Origin of the sequence: Mesorhizobium sp. BR1-1-2, assembly GCF_020165435.1 — a bacterium.
Taxonomy (GTDB): Bacteria; Pseudomonadota; Alphaproteobacteria; order Rhizobiales; family Rhizobiaceae; genus Mesorhizobium.
The window spans coordinates 570,577-585,665 of the sequence record NZ_JAIUID010000004.1; the positions used below are offsets into that span (position 1 = coordinate 570,577).

14 protein-coding genes and 2 pseudogenes are annotated in these 15,089 nt (G+C 60.4%); 13 read left to right on the forward strand and 3 right to left on the reverse strand.

The features are described 5' to 3' along the window. The first annotated feature begins 94 nt into the window (after positions 1 to 94). The 13 genes and pseudogenes from LB551_RS12395 to LB551_RS12450 all read left to right on the forward strand — a co-directional run bounded on the left by LB551_RS12395 (position 95) and on the right by LB551_RS12450 (position 12,098). Positions 95 to 1,315: a sugar ABC transporter substrate-binding protein gene (locus LB551_RS12395; RefSeq protein ID WP_224659320.1), complete on the forward strand. Its 1,221-nt coding sequence runs from the start codon at positions 95 to 97 to the stop codon at positions 1,313 to 1,315. A 65-nt stretch (positions 1,316 to 1,380) separates the two neighbouring features. Then, positions 1,381 to 2,670, forward strand: coding sequence for a histidinol dehydrogenase (hisD, locus tag LB551_RS12400; RefSeq protein WP_224659321.1), 1,290 nt, complete (start codon positions 1,381 to 1,383; stop codon positions 2,668 to 2,670). Between the two features lie 23 nt (positions 2,671 to 2,693). Continuing rightward, positions 2,694 to 3,737: a LacI family DNA-binding transcriptional regulator gene (locus LB551_RS12405; protein ID WP_224659322.1), complete on the forward strand. Its 1,044-nt coding sequence runs from the start codon at positions 2,694 to 2,696 to the stop codon at positions 3,735 to 3,737. Further along, entirely contained in the window at positions 3,730 to 4,347 is a 618-nt protein-coding gene (locus LB551_RS12410; RefSeq protein ID WP_224659323.1) for a hypothetical protein, read from the forward strand. Before LB551_RS12405 ends, LB551_RS12410 begins: the two co-directional genes overlap by 8 nt. Further along, positions 4,319 to 5,194 (forward strand): N-acyl homoserine lactonase family protein, encoded by an 876-nt coding sequence (locus LB551_RS12415; protein WP_224659324.1) that lies wholly within the window; start codon positions 4,319 to 4,321, stop codon positions 5,192 to 5,194. The genes LB551_RS12410 and LB551_RS12415 overlap by 29 nt, the downstream gene beginning before the upstream one ends. Continuing rightward, positions 5,191 to 6,132: a 3-hydroxyacyl-CoA dehydrogenase gene (locus tag LB551_RS12420; RefSeq protein ID WP_224659325.1), complete on the forward strand. Its 942-nt coding sequence runs from the start codon at positions 5,191 to 5,193 to the stop codon at positions 6,130 to 6,132. The genes LB551_RS12415 and LB551_RS12420 overlap by 4 nt, the downstream gene beginning before the upstream one ends. Before the next feature lie 16 nt (positions 6,133 to 6,148). Continuing rightward, on the forward strand, positions 6,149 to 6,898 hold the full coding sequence (locus LB551_RS12425; protein WP_224659326.1) for an SDR family NAD(P)-dependent oxidoreductase: 750 nt from the start codon (positions 6,149 to 6,151) through the stop codon (positions 6,896 to 6,898). Between the two features lie 38 nt (positions 6,899 to 6,936). Then, positions 6,937 to 7,143, forward strand: a pseudogene (locus LB551_RS30095) (hypothetical protein); the annotation flags it as partial. A gap of 236 nt (positions 7,144 to 7,379) precedes the next feature. Further along, on the forward strand, positions 7,380 to 8,135 hold the full coding sequence (locus tag LB551_RS12430) for an ABC transporter ATP-binding protein (RefSeq protein ID WP_140518025.1): 756 nt from the start codon (positions 7,380 to 7,382) through the stop codon (positions 8,133 to 8,135). Beyond that, positions 8,128 to 8,862, forward strand: coding sequence for an ABC transporter ATP-binding protein (locus tag LB551_RS12435; protein WP_224623843.1), 735 nt, complete (start codon positions 8,128 to 8,130; stop codon positions 8,860 to 8,862). Before LB551_RS12430 ends, LB551_RS12435 begins: the two co-directional genes overlap by 8 nt. 67 nt (positions 8,863 to 8,929) lie before the next feature. Continuing rightward, entirely contained in the window at positions 8,930 to 10,138 is a 1,209-nt protein-coding gene (locus LB551_RS12440) for an ABC transporter substrate-binding protein (RefSeq protein ID WP_224659327.1), read from the forward strand. An 82-nt stretch (positions 10,139 to 10,220) separates the two neighbouring features. Beyond that, positions 10,221 to 11,075: pseudogene (locus LB551_RS12445) on the forward strand (branched-chain amino acid ABC transporter permease); the annotation flags it as partial. 150 nt (positions 11,076 to 11,225) lie between these two features. After that, entirely contained in the window at positions 11,226 to 12,098 is an 873-nt protein-coding gene (locus tag LB551_RS12450) for a branched-chain amino acid ABC transporter permease (RefSeq protein WP_318012730.1), read from the forward strand. A 139-nt stretch (positions 12,099 to 12,237) separates the two neighbouring features. On the opposite strand, the gene LB551_RS12455 is transcribed toward LB551_RS12450, so the two are convergent. From LB551_RS12455 to LB551_RS12465, 3 genes are all read right to left on the reverse strand, one after another. After that, entirely contained in the window at positions 12,238 to 13,056 is an 819-nt protein-coding gene (locus tag LB551_RS12455; protein WP_224659328.1) for a 3-keto-5-aminohexanoate cleavage protein, read from the reverse strand. A 65-nt stretch (positions 13,057 to 13,121) separates the two neighbouring features. Continuing rightward, positions 13,122 to 14,642, reverse strand: coding sequence for a tripartite tricarboxylate transporter permease (locus LB551_RS12460; protein ID WP_224659329.1), 1,521 nt, complete (start codon positions 14,640 to 14,642; stop codon positions 13,122 to 13,124). Between the two features lie 4 nt (positions 14,643 to 14,646). Continuing rightward, entirely contained in the window at positions 14,647 to 15,084 is a 438-nt protein-coding gene (locus LB551_RS12465) for a tripartite tricarboxylate transporter TctB family protein (RefSeq protein WP_140666745.1), read from the reverse strand. Positions 15,085 to 15,089 lie beyond the last annotated feature (5 nt).

The following is a 15,089-nucleotide window of genomic DNA, read 5'->3' on the forward strand; positions in this document are numbered from 1 at the left end:
TGCGTGAAATGTGTTTTGTCCAATTGTGAGAACGTTCTCACAAGCTCTGGTCCGGCACCTGCAGGGGCCAAATTCCAACGGGAGGTTGATCGAAATGAGGCTGTTAAAAAGACTGGGACTGGCCGCGTCGCTGACGCTTGCCACCGCCATGGGCGTTGGGACGGTTGTCGACCATGCCCAAGCGCAGGACAAGAAGTTCAAGATATATCTGTCGCTGAGCTACAGCGGCAATTCGTGGCAGTCGGAGGCTGCGAACATCGTCAAGGCGTTGGCGCAGACGCCGCCCTACGACAAGACGGTGGAGCTGAAGGAAGTCATCTCGGGAACCGACCCCCAGGCTCAGATCTCCGCCTATGAAAGCATGATACAGGCTGGCGCCGACGGCATCATCAGCTTCCCGATCTCCTCGACGGCGCTGAACCGCACGGTCCATCGCGGCTGCCAGAAGGGCGTGCTCTTCTTCATGTACGACGCCACGGTGACCGAGCCTTGCGCATACAATGTCAGCTATATCACCGCAGGCTTCGGCGAGAACACCGCTCAGGCCTTGGTCAATATCCTGGGAGGCAAGGGCAAGATCTTCCTGAGCCGTGGCGTCCCGGGCAACTCGGTGGATAAGCGCCACACCGACGGCGCGATGCACATTTTCAACCAGTATCCCGGCATCAAGGTCGTCGCGGAGTACTACTCCTACTGGGATGACCGCACCACACAGCAGGAGACAGCCAAGGCTCTCGCCGCGCATCCCGACGTCGACGGCATCTGGGCTCAGGCGGGCGAATACGGCGCCGTACAAGCGCTGCTCGACAAGGGCAACAAACTGGTTCCGATGACCGGCGAGAACTCGGATGGTTTTCGTCTCGGACTGGCAGACCCGAAGATGCAAGGCATGGGTCTCAAGGGTGTATCCGCCGGTTCGCCGCCTGCTACGTCAGGCTATGCCTTCAAGCTGATGATGGAGATCCTGACCAAGAAGCGCGACCTGAAGCCGATGAACATCGAGTATCCGCTGCCATGGGTGCCAGCGGATCAAGTCAAACCTTGCAAGGGCGATACGTTCGCCGACGGGTGCAATGCTTTCCCGTCCGACAAGGTCCCGAGTTCCTTCGTCACCGAGGTCTTCAATCCCGATTTGCTGCCGGAGCTGTCGCTGCAGTCGGCGCTCGAGGGCAAGCCAACGCCAGGAGCGACCATTCAGGCGTTGCCCGCGGACGTGAAGCAGGCGCCCGATGCGCCCGGCATCAACTGCTCGTCGTGCAAGGCTCCGGCCGACGAATACAAGCTCACCAAGATCGAGCCGACGGTAAAACCCTGACGATCAGCAATGCAACAGGTGGACGGCATCCTGCCGCCCACCTGACTCAACATAAGGATGAGAATATGCCGACTTTTCTGAAGCGGGGCAGGGATCCCGAAGCTGTCGCCCAGAGCGATGCGGCCGTCCGGACGACCGTCGAAACGATCCTTGCCGACATAGAAAAGCGAGGCGATACCGCTGTCCGGGAGTTGTCGGAGCGTTTCGACAAATGGTCGCCGCCCACCTTCCGGCTCAGCGACAGCGAGATCGAGCAGGCGATGTCCAAGGTGTCGGCAAGCGACATCGAGGATATTCGCTTCGCCCAGGCCCAGGTTCGCAATTTCGCCGAGAAGCAGCGCGCCTGCTTGCAGGACCTCGAAGTGGAAACGCTTCCCGGCGTTGTCCTCGGCCACAAGAACATTCCGGTGGAAACAGTCGGCTGCTACGTGCCTGGCGGGAAATACCCGATGGTCGCCTCCGCGCATATGAGCGTGGTGACGGCCAAGGTCGCCGGGGTGAAGAAGATCATCGCCTGCGCGCCGCCGTTCCAGGGCGGTCCGCATCCGGCTATCGTGGCCGCAATGCACATGGCCGGCGCGGACGAGATCTACGTTCTGGGCGGTGTGCAGGCCGTCGGCGCCATGGCGCTCGGAACCGAAACCATCGGCCGCGTCGACATGCTCGTCGGTCCTGGCAATGCCTTCGTCGCTGAAGCCAAGCGGCAATTGTACGGCCGCATCGGCATCGACCTGTTCGCCGGCCCGACCGAGACGCTGGTCATAGCCGACGACAGTGTCGACGGTGAGATCTGCGCGACCGATCTGCTCGGCCAGGCCGAGCACGGGCCAACCAGTCCCGCCGTGCTTTTGACAAACTCGGAGAAGCTCGCGCGCGACACCCTGGCCGAGATCGAGCGGCAGCTGAAGATCCTGCCGACCGCCGAGATCGCCGCCAAGGCATGGGCGGACTATGGCGAAGTGATTGTCTGCGCTTCCTATGAGGAGATGGTCGCGGAGGCCGACCGGATCGCATCCGAGCACGTCCAGGTCATGACGCGCGATCCGGACTACTTCCTCGACAACATGCGCAATTACGGCGCTCTGTTTTTGGGACCGCGCACGAATGTTGCCTATGGCGACAAGGTCATCGGCACCAACCATACGCTGCCCACCAAGAAGGCGGCCCGCTACACAGGCGGTTTGTGGGTTGGCAAGTTCATCAAGACCTGCACCTATCAGCGCGTCCTGACCGACGAAGCGAGCGCCATGATAGGCGAGTACTGTTCGCGCCTGTGTGTCCTCGAGGGGTTCTATGGGCATGCCGAGCAGGCGAACATCCGGGTCCGCCGCTATGGAGGTCGCAACCAGGCCTAAGCAAGCGCGCCAACGGAGTTTTCATGTCGATCATTGCCCGCAACAAGAACAGCAAGCCCCGCCTGACCGTGAAGGATCTGGCGCGCGATCTCGGCATGTCTGTTTCGACCGTATCCAGGGCCTTTCACGCCGATGCCGTGATCGCCAAGGATACGCGGGATCTGGTGCTGAACCGTGCGAGGGAGATCGGCTATTCGCCGAATCCTTTCGCGCGCAGCCTCATCACCAAGAGGACGCGTATCGTGGGCATCGTCGTCGCGGACATCAAGAACCCGTTCTATCCGGAAGTGCTGACGCGGCTGACCACCGCCCTTCGCGCCATCGACATGAACGTGATGCTCGTCGCCGCCGACCAGTCGGGAGACGTCGACCAGGCGCTACGCCTGCTGCTCAACTACCAGCCAGATCTTGCCATCATCCTGGCGGCCACCTTGTCTTCGGCGGCCGCGCAGGAATGCCGTAGGGCCGGCACTCCGGTGATCTTTTTCAACCGGCTCTCGGCCGACGACCACGCGTTCGGCATTTCCTGCGACAACATACGCGGCGGCCGCAGCATCGCCGACTATCTCGTCGACACCGGCCACCGGCGCCTGGCCTACATCGCCGCCTTGCCCGATGCCTCCACCAATGTCGCGCGCCACAGGGGCTTCAGCGAACGCGCCGTCGAGCGCGGCCTCGCCGCGCCGGCGGTTATCGAGGCAGGCCAGTTCAGCTATCATGCCGGCTACGAAGCGGCGCGCAAGCTACGTGACCTGAAAGAGGTTCCCGACGGTGTTTTCTGCGCCAACGATATTCTCGCCATCGGCTTTCTCGACGGCGTGCGGCGAGAGCTGGCCCTCGGCGTGCCGGACGACATTTCGATCGTCGGCTTCGACGATATCGAGATGGCCCACTGGCCCTCACACGGGCTGACGACCGTCCGGCAGCCCATCGACCAGATGCTCGAGGCCACGGTCAGCCTGGCGAAGGAATTGAGCACGAATTCCGGCCGGGAACCGATCGTCCAACTAATCCCGCCCGGCGCGGTGATCGAGCGCGCGACGACGCGAAAAAGGCACCATGGCTGATATCTCCGGAAAGCGCTTCTTCGAGCGGGCGGTAAGCGTCCACCGTTATGACTGCGAGGTCGTCGCGGCGCCCCATGTCTCCGTCACCGGAAGCGAGGAACCCGTCGCGGCCATCCACGATGCCGCGTTGGCCGACGAAGCCATCGTCCGCTACGTCGTGGCAACCCGCCCCGTCTACGAAGGCCTGCGCCGGCTGATCGGCCAACTCGCCGGCCTGCTGGTCCTGGCTCAGGCCGGCGGACGCCGCGACGTGCTCGACCTGCCTGACATCCCGGTGGCCCGCGAACGGTGGACGGAGATGGAGCAGCGGCTGGGCGCCTTGCAGGCGCCGCATGGGCTCGAAAGCCATTGCGCGCGTCTGCGGGCCGCTCATGCGACGCTGGGCGAGGTCCTGGACGATTTCGGTTCGGTCCGACTGCGGCGCGACTGGCAGCAGGAGCTCGACCGGGCTGGGCAGAGGATCAAACGCGCCTACGCCGGGCTACAGGCGGCGTCGGAACCGCGGGCCGGTATGACGCCGGTCGATTTCAATCACGCCTGCTGCAGCTGTGCGCAGCGTTGGCGACAACAGGGAGGAAGCAATGGGCCAATATTCGATCTGGGTGCTTGAGTATAGCTATGTCAGCAACTACCACAAGAGCGGCGTGCTCTACGGCGCCCACAACCAGGGTTACGTCAAGCTTCCCTACTGCTACGCGCTGATCAAGGGCAACGGTCGCGTCGCGATGGTCGATGTCGGTTACAACAACAAGGACTACGGCAAGCATCTCGCAGACAAATTTGGCGTCGAGAACTGGCACTCGCCAGAGGCCGTTCTTGGCGAAATCGGCCTCTCGCCCAAGAACGTCGACACGGTTTTCGTCACGCACGCGCATTTCGACCATTTCGGCAATGTCGAGGACTTCCCGAATGCGACCTTCTACATCCAGGAGAGGGAGATCGCGAAGTGGGTCTGGGCGATGTCGCTGCCGGATCGCATGCGCTGGATGAACGTAGCCGTCGACCCCGGCGACATCGTGCGCGGCGTCGACCTGGCCCGTCAGAAGCGGTTGGTGACGATCGACGGAGCGAAACAGGACGTCCTGCCCGACATCGATCTCCATGCCGCCTTTGACAGCCATACCTACGGATCGATGTGGGTCACCATACGCAACGGCAAGGACGACACTTGGGTGCTGGCTGGCGATCTGGTCTACGTCTTCGACAACATCGAGGGCTCGGGAGCTGCCGTCGACATCGAGACGCTCTACGTTCCGGTGGGGCTTGCGGTCGGCAGCCAGACCAATCTCGTTCTCGCCACCGAGGAGATGATGAAGCAGGTGGGCCATGAAGCGCGGCGGGTCATTCCCGTCCACGAAGAGCGGCTGAAGGACCGGTTCCCGTCCCGCATCACTCAGGATGGCCTGCGGATCACCGAAATTTGCCTCGCGGACGGCGAGACATCGCGGGTGCAATGATGGATGCAATCCGCAAGGTCGCCATTGTCGGTGCCGGACTGGTCGGCCGTGGCTGGGCGATCGTCTTCGCCAGGGCCGGCCATGATGTGATCATCTATGACGGCAGCGCCGACATCCGCGCCGCGGTGCTCGACAAGATCCGGGCCAGTCTTGCCGATATGCAAGAGGCCGGGCTGGTCGATGCCGTCGATGCAGTCATGCGGCGGCTGCACGTTGTCGATACGCTGGAGGGTGCGGTAGCGGACGCCGACTACATCCAGGAGTCGGTTCTGGAAGCGCGCAACATCAAGGAGGCGGTCTGTCTGGAGATTGACCGGGCGATGCGGCCCGAAGCGGTCGTAGGCAGCTCCAGCTCCGGCATTCCGGCCTCGGCCTTCACCGGGTCCTGTGCCAACCGCCGGCGTTTTCTTGTCGCTCATCCCGTCAATCCACCGCATTTGATCCCGTTGGTGGAACTGGTCCCGGCGTCCTGGACCGACGCGGAGGCCGTTGCGTGGCTGCGGGTGCAGATGCAGGCCATGGGGCAGGCTGCGGTCATCGTGCGCAAGGAAGTCGAAGGGTTCGTCCTTAACCGGCTTCAGGGGGCATTGCTGAACGAAGCCTGGGCCCTGCTCGAGGAGGGCGTGGCAAGTGCCGCTGATATTGATCTTACGGTGTCGCATGGGCTCGGCTGCCGGTGGTCCTTCATGGGGCCTTTCGAGACGATCGACCTGAATGCGCCCGGCGGGATCGCGGACTATGCGAGACGTCTGGGACCGCTCTACCATTCGATCGCCCTCGCCAGGCGCGATCCAGCCCCCTGGTCGGAAGGGCTGATTGCCAAGGCCGAGGAAGCGCGCCGCGAAAAGTTGTCCGCATCCCAACTCGCCGAACGCAGCGCCTGGCGCGACCGCAATCTCATGGCGCTGGCCGCCCATAAGCGAAGCACCGGGGTTTGACACTCAGGAGACGGCCATGACAGGCACACTCACGGGCAAGGTCGCCCTGGTCACCGGAGCAACCGGCGGTATCGGCGCGCGGATTGTATCCAGGCTTGCTGCGGAAGGGGCTTCGGTTGTCATCGGCTACAACCGTTCGCGGCAGGTGGCCGACGATCTGGTTTCCTCACTGGCGCCCGGCGGTCACTTTGTCGCCGAGGCGACCGTGACGGACAGTGACTGCCTCGCGCGTCTTGCCGGGCAGATCGAGAAAAGCGTTGGCCGGCTGGATGTCTTGGTCAATTGCGCCGGGACAACCCGCTTCGTGCCACACCCGGACCTCGACAGCCTGGACGACGAATTGATCGACCGCATTTTCAGCGTCAACGTGCGCGGTGTGATCGCTGCGACGCGGGCCATGCGGCCGATGCTCGACCGCACCGGCAGCGGGGTTGTCGTCAACATCTCGTCGATCGCAGGGGTCACAGCCATGGGAAGCAACGTCGCCTATTGTGCGTCGAAAGCCGCTGTCGACAATTTGACCAAGTCGCTGGCGCGTGCCCTGGCCCCGAGAATCAGGGTCGTGTCGGTCTCGCCCGGCGTCGTCGACACCGACTTTATCAAGGGTCGCGACGAATCCTGGCGGGACGAACAGGCAAACCGGACGCCGCTGGGGCGACTGGGCACGCCCGACGATGTCGCCGAGGCCGTATTGGCGGCCGCAACCCACCTTCGTTTCGTGACCGGTGTTATCATTCCGGTCGACGGCGGTCGGCCCCTGGCCTAGAGCCCGGCCAACCGCTTGACAAGACCAGTGCGGTGCTTCTGGAGCGGGTATGTCGTCAAAGGGTATGGACAAGACCCAACGTGTTCGCATCCGCTGTTCCTTTCAGGGGCATCACGCTCGACAAGCAGGCCACGAACCCGAACATCGTCGTCGGTCGTTACAGCTACTATCACGGACACAGTTTCTACGACTGCACCGGCTTCCTTCTTCCTGAGGAGGAAGCAGACCGTCCCATTATCGGATCAGCTCGATCAAGCCGGTGCGGCCCTCATCGTGGCGAGTAGGAAATGAATCCTTCACGGATGCGCAGGGCGAATTTCATTTGGCGAAATTGTTGCAAACATCGATTGATCGGCCGATCGCTGCTGCTAGCGTTACCCGGCGTTCTAGGAGCGCTGTGCTTGTCCCGGAAAGACGCAAATCCGACGGTGCTGCAACGCGCTTGAAAAGCGTCCCATAAATCTCCGGTGATGAGCGCTGAATGCACAATGACATAATACTTTCGGCTCGCGGACTTGGAAAAGACTTTGCTGGTTTCCGCGCTGTCGATCAGGTGGATCTCGATATCCGCCGCGGCTCTGTTCACGCATTGATCGGGCCGAATGGCGCGGGCAAGACAACCCTTTTCAATCTTCTTACAAAATTCCTGCAACCTTCCCGTGGCACGATTTCCTACCGCGGGCGCGATATCACCCGGATGCGCCCCGCAGATGTCGCGCGTTTGGGCCTGGTTCGTTCATTTCAAATCTCGGCCGTTTTCGGCCATATGACGGTCCTCGAGAATGTCCGAGTCGCGCTGCAACGCAAACGTGGCGATAACTTCGATTTCTGGCGGCCGCAGAAGGCGCTCCATGCGCTTGACGCAAGAGCCGTGGAACTGCTGGAGGCGGTCAATCTGGCCGACGTCGCAGACAGGGCAGCGGCCGAACTGCCCTATGGGCGAAAGCGCGCGCTGGAGATTGCGACCACGCTGGCGCTCGATCCCGAATTGATGCTGCTGGACGAACCGATGGCCGGGGTCAGCCAAGGGGACATCAAACTAATCGAGGACCTGATCAGGACATCTTCGGCAAATCGGACAATTCTGATGGTCGAGCACAATCTCTCGGTGGTTGCTGCGCTGTCGGACACCATCACGGTTCTGGCGCGCGGCGCAATCCTGTCGCATGGCGACTATGCCACGGTGTCGGCCGATCCGCGTGTGATCGAGGCATATATCGGGGCCGGTCATGTTTGATATGGCAGCAGACCCACCTTCCTTGCCACCTGCTCTTTTGCAGGTAAGGGGCCTTGAGGGAGGCTATGGCGATGGCTCAGTCCTGCATGGTGTGAACTTCGATGTTCATGCAGGTGAAGTCGTTACCCTACTTGGACGCAACGGCGCCGGCAAATCCACGATCATGCGCGCGCTGATGGGTATTCTTGCCCATTCTAAAGGGTCGGTCATGTTTGGCGGGGTGGAGATGATTGGGCTTCCCTCGCGCAAGATTGCCTGTTTGGGCATCGGATATGTGCCCGAGGAACGGGGAATATTCTCAAGCCTTTCTACCGAGGAAAACCTCCTTCTGCCACCGCAAGTGAAACGTGGCGGCCTGACCGTCGAGCAGATCTACGAGTTGTTTCCCAATCTTGAGGAGAGAAAAAAGAGCCGCGGGACGAAGCTGTCTGGGGGCGAACAGCAGATGCTTGCACTTGGGCGCATTCTGCGCACCGGCGCAAAGCTGCTTCTTCTGGATGAGCCGACCGAAGGGCTAGCTCCGGTCATCGTGCAACAGATCGGCAAGACCATCGAGCGGTTGAAGCAGGACGGCTTCACCATCCTTTTAGTCGAGCAGAATTTTAGGTTCGCGCAGACGGTCGCGGACCGGCACTACATCGTGCACGAGGGGTCGATCGTCGAGATGCTCGTCAATGATGAAATAGAGGACAATCTGGCCAAGCTCCATTCCTATCTTGGAGTTTAGCATGGCTGGAGGCCGTATGGGTGGTCCAGGGCCAGCGGAAGACTGACAGCAAACGGGAGGGAAGATAATGAAACTCATGTTACGATCGTTGATCGCCGCATCATTTATCGCGGGAAGCGCTTTAGCCGCTTCGCCAGCGATCGCGGCCGACGGTCCTATTCGGATTGGAGTTCTGGGAGATCAGTCCAGCAACTTCGCTGACTCCGGTGGGCCCGGTTCGGTAACCGCCACGCGCATGGCGGTGGAGGATTTCGGAGGAAGCGTTCTCGGCCGCCCGATCGAGGTGCTCGTGGCCGATCACCAGAACAAGGTCGATGTCGGTGTCGCCATCGCACGCGAATGGTATGAGAAAGAGGGCGTCAACGTCATCGTCGATTTCGCCTCCTCCGCAATCGCTCTCGGCGTCCAGGATATCGCGCGTGAACTCGACAAGATAGCGCTTTATACAACGGCAAGCTCGTCCGATATCATCGGCAAGGCCTGTTCTCCGAACGGCCAGCAGTGGGGCGCCGAAAACTGGTCGAACAGCGCGTCGCTGATGACCGCCCTTGCATCCGGCAAGCCGGGAACCACCTTCTTCTTCATCACGGTGGACTACAATTTCGGGCATCAGCTTGAAGACGTGTCGCGCGCGGCGATCAAGGCGGCGGGTGGCGAAGTCGTCGGCAGCGTGTTGGTGCCACTTAATACCATGGACATGTCGTCTTATCTGCTCTCGGCGCGGGCCTCTGGCGCCGATGTCATCGTACTGGCTCAATCGGGGACAGACCTCGTCACGTCGATGAAACAGGCGACGGAGTTCGGCATCGCCGCCAAGCAGAAAATCGCGGCGCCGATCCTGTTCCTGACCGATATCAAGGCTATCGGGCTGAAAAATCTGGCCGGATTGCAGTTTATCCAGACTTGGTACTGGGACCAGGACGAGTCCAGCCGTGCTTGGGCTCATCGATATTTCGACCGCATGAAGAAGATGCCGAACGAAAGCCACGCGGCGCTTTACGCGGCGGTTACTCATTATCTAGAGGCGGTGAAGGCTGCGGGCACCGACGAAACCCAGGCGGTCCTGAAGCAGATGAAGGAAGCGCCGATTGACGGCCTGATCTCTAAAAACGGTCACATCCTTGAAAACGGCAGGGCGGCCTTTGATCGCTATCTCGTCCAGGTGAAGACCGAGGATGAGTCGAAATACGATTGGGACTTCCTCAAGGTGGTGTCGCGCATTCCCGCCGACAAGGCTTTTCGTAGCGCCACCGACGCTGGCTGTGTGATCAAGTAGCCCTTTTATTGAAACCGATCCCGGCGACGGCCATCGAGGTGTTCCATGCCTCGATGGCCCTGTGCCCGTAAGGACAAAGCAAATGGATGCCCTCCTCGCTCAATTGACCGTCGGTCTGATCAACGGAGCATTCTATGCTATGCTGAGCCTTGGGCTCGCGATCATCTTCGGTATGCTCAACATCGTTAACTTCGCCCACGGGGCGCAGTACATGCTGGGCGCGTATATTTCCTGGATGCTGCTGAACTATCTTGGGCTCGGTTACTGGTGGTCGCTGCTTCTTGCGCCGCTGCTGGCCGGTGCCTTCGGCATCGCGCTTGAAAGGATGCTTATCCGACACCTCTACGACAAGGCCCATCTCTACGGGCTTTTGCTGACCTTCGGCCTGGCGTTCATCATTCAGGGCCTGGCCCGCGTTTATTTTGGCAGCGCCGGCCTTCGGTACGAAATTCCCGCGGAATTTTCCGGTATCTGGGATTTCGGTTTCATGATTCTGCCCATCTATCGCGGCTGGGTCATCGCGTTTTCTCTGGCGGTCTGCTTTCTGGTGTGGCTTGCGATCGAGAAAACCAAGCTCGGTTCCTATTTGCGAGCGGCGACAGAAAATCCGGTTCTTGTTGGCACGTTCGGTGTGAATGTGCCGCTGCTGATCACACTGACATATGGCGGAGGAGTGGCGCTTGCGGCACTTGCAGGCGTTTTGGCAGCGCCCATTTTCTCGGTTAGCCCGAATATGGGCGTTGAGATCATCTTGGTCGTGTTTGCCGTCGTAGTCATCGGCGGCATGGGCTCGATCGGCGGCGCGGCGATAACCGGCCTGTCGCTTGGTCTCATCGAGGGACTTACCAAGTACCTCTACCCGCAGGCGGCATATGTCGTCATTTTCGTCGTGATGATCGTGGTGCTTGTGGCGCGTCCGGAAGGACTGTTCGGCAAGATGGGGGGCATGAAGATCGATGCGCATCTGGAGCGCCCAGATGGCGAGCGCTGGTGGCGCGAACTTTCAGCCTCGACCAAGAGATTGTTCTGGTATGGTCTTGCCATCATCGCCGTGATTGCTCCATTCTTTGTCTATCCCATATTCGCGATGAAAATTCTTTGCTTCGCGCTATTTGCGTGCGCCTATAACCTGCTGCTCGGTTATGGAGGACTTCTTTCATTTGGTCATGCGGCCTATTTCGGGGCTGCGGCCTATGTTGCCGGTTACCTTCTGAAAGAATGGGGGCTTACGCCCGAACTGGCAGTTCTGGCGGCGACTGCATCCGCGGCGCTGCTTGGGCTTGCGTTCGGAGCCTTGGCAGTCCGGCGTCTCGGCGTCTATTTTGCAATGATCACGCTGGCATTGTCCGAGCTTGTGTATTTCATCTGCAACCAGCTTAAAGCTACAGGTGGCGAAGACGGCTTGCAGGGCCTGCCGCGCAACAAGCTATTCGGTTTGGTCCCGCTTGAGAACGACCTTCTTCTCTACTTTATCGTCCTGGCCGTTGTCACGACGGCCATTTTCGCCACCTACCGGATCGTGCATTCGCCGTTCGGTCAAGTAGTCAGGGCAATACGAGAGAACGAGGATCGCGCGGTGTCGCTCGGCTATCGCGTCAATCATTACAAGATCCTTCTCTTTACCCTGTCGGCCGCGCTTTCGGGCTTGGCGGGCAGTCTCAAATCGGTGGTCTTTCAGGTGGTGTCCCTGGTCGATGTTGTCGGCACCACCTCGGCCGAAGTTGTCATGATGACGCTGGTCGGCGGCATCGGAACAATGTTCGGTCCGATCATCGGTGCGACGGTCGTGACGACTATGGAATACTACCTCGCCCCGTTCGGCGCCTGGGTGACGATCATCCAAGGGATGATCTTCGTGGTCTGTGTCATGAGCTTCCGCGAAGGCATCATCGGTATTATCGGTTCATTGACGACTGCGTTTCGCCGGTCCCGGCCGCTGTGGCGCGATCGTGAATCATGAGGCAAGGCTTATTCCCTTTTTCGCCGGGGTATCGGTCTCGGACGGTCGACACGTTGTTACGACAACTCTAGGGTGCGCCTGATGACGCCGTCGAATATGCAAGACGGTCATACGGCCGGTGCAACGCTATATGCGGTCTTTATCCGAGAACCGACGGCGCCAGGTGTTCATCGGCCAAAGGCCGGCCGGCGGTTGCGGCCATTTCCGCTACTTTCGCGACACGCTCCGCATTGCTGACAGCCAGCTTGCCATGGGCGTCGACTATCGCATTCTCGAATCCCACACGGACATGCCCTCCCAGTTCGATCACGGCTTCCAGGCAAGCCATTTCCCCGCGACCGAAAGCACAAGCCATCCATTTGCCCTGGCCTGAGAGACCTTCCGCGCTCAAAACGCGGTAGAGGTCGTCGACCATATCCACGGTGGCGTCGTCGATGACACCGTACCGACCGGCGACAAGCAGGGTACTGGGCTGCCGATCGTCATCGAAGAGCCGCCCGCGCAGGCCGGAGAGGGTGCGAATGTCTTCGGCCGAATAGAGAATGTACTGGATGGAGATTTCGGAAGCGATGGCGCGCTGGACGATTTCGATCGCCCTTTCTTCACCGTCACGCAAGATCTCCGCTATCGAAACCGATGCATAATGCGGTTTGAGCTCCGAAAGGACCCGCTCTTGATCGCACACCGTGCAAATGGACGCCGCTTCTGTCGTGACCTGTACCGTGAGGCGGGGGACCGCCGTCGAAACCACGCGCACGGCCTCGGCGTATCCGGAGACGTCGAGACTATGCCTGCCGAACGGGTCTCGTATATGAAGGTGCATGGCTGCGGCGCCTGCCGCACGGCATTCGACGGCAGTGCTTGCCAGTTCATTGGCTGAAATCGGGAGCGCCGGGTGGTCGGCCTTGGTCCGGCGCGCACCGTTCGGCGCCACCATTACGAACAACGGCTTTACCAATATCTGACTCCCGACAATCGCTCGTCTTCTGCCTTTCGATCTAGTAGGCGTCGCAAAAGGTGCGACTACTCATCGATGATCCGGGCATTGCGCCTCTTCAGGATCAGCGCCGATGCGCCGCCGCGCAGCGACAGGGCAACGATCATAAGGCCCAGAACGATGAACGTGCCGCTGATCGGCTCCTGCAGGAAGACGAAATAATCTCCATCCGAAATCAGCAGGGCGCGTCGGAAATGCTCCTCTAGGATGGGGGACAATATGACCCCCAGTATGAGAAGCGCCGGCGAATACCCGAAGGAAGAGCATATGTAGCCCAGGATTCCGAATATCATCATCGTGTAGATGTCGAAGACGTTGTTGTTGACGCTGTAGACACCGATACACATCACCAGCAGAACGATGGGGCTCAGGATGTGCGAAGGCACAGAAAGCAGTCTGACCCATATGCCGATGAGCGGAATGTTCAGAACCAGCAGCATCACGTTTCCAACCCACATGCTCGCGACCACCCCCCAGAAAATATCCGCATGCTGCACCATCATCAGCGGTCCGGGCTGGATTCCATGAATCATCATCGCGCCCATCAGCACCGCCATGACCGCGCCGCTGGGGATTCCGATGCCGAGCATGGGGATGAACGAGGCCTGGACCGTCGCATTGTTGCAGGCCTCGGGCGAAGCGATCCCTTCGATCGCGCCGGTGCCGAATTTAGACGGATCGCGGGAAATGCGCTTCTCGATCGAGTAGGCGATGAAGGTTCCCAAAGTGGCGCCCATGCCAGGCAGCAGTCCGATCACGGAACCCAGAACCGAACCCCGCAGGGTCGGCATCGTCAACTCCCGTACCTCCTGGCGTGTCGGGATGAGTGAGCGGAGCGTTACCCGCTCGGGCTTTGAAGCGCCGTCCTCGTGCAGGTAGGTAGAAATGATCTCCGACACCCCGAACAGCCCCATCATCATTGCTACGAGATCGACACCGTCGATCAAGGATGGGACGCCCAGCGTGAAGCGTGCCTGCCCTGTGGTGACATCCGTCCCGACCATGCCGAGCAGCAGTCCCACAGCTACCATGGAGAAGCCTTTCACCGGCGACCCAAGCCCGAGCATCGAGGCCCCAATCAGGCAGAAGAGAATGAGCGCAAAGTAGTCGGCCGAGGAAAAGCGCAGCGCGATGCTCGCCAGAAACGGCGTGAAGCAAACCAGCAGGACGAGCGCAAGCGTCCCACCCACGAAAGAAGCGCCAGCCGTAATGAACAGGGCGGCTCCCGCTCGACCTTTCTTGGCCATCGGATGCGCATCAAGGCAAGTGATCGCGGTTGACGGCTCCCCGGGGAGGTTGAGCAGGATCGCCGTGATCGACCCGCCATACTGGGTTCCATAGAAAATGCCGGACAACATGATCAGCGCAAGCAGCGGATCGACATAATACGTCAACGGCAGACTCAGCGAAATTGCGGCTAGCGCGCCGATGCCGGGCAGAACGCCCACAAGCGTGCCGATCGTTACACCGATCAGGCAGAATAGAAGAGCCTCAGGCGTCAGGGCGTGCCCGAAGCCATGCATGAGATTTACAAGGGAATTCGTCATCGCGTCACCAGGCAATAGCGCGCAGGGGAAGCTCGAACCCCTCGATGAAAATCACCACGGAGGCAGCCGAGGCGATGAGCGCGGTGAGGATCATGGCTCGCATCCTGACCTTGTTGCGCCCTAGCGACCCGAGAATCACGAGCAGCATTGAACTTGGAAACAGCCCGATGTGCTCGACCAGGAGAGCCCAGATCAGGAGCGCCGAGAAAACACAGATGAAGGCCCGCCAGGGAATTTCGGGCGCTGGAGTGTCCGAGTGCCGGACCTCAAGCAAGACCGCGATGCCGGCAGCCGCAGTGGTAATGCCAAGGAGGACCGGGAAATACCCGGCCCCCATATTTTCAAGAGAGCCAACGCCATAGAAACTCCCGAAACAAGCCATGGCGATACCAAAAATAACAATGGAGGCAGCTACGGCGCATTCCGGTTTATTTAGTTTCATTTTCG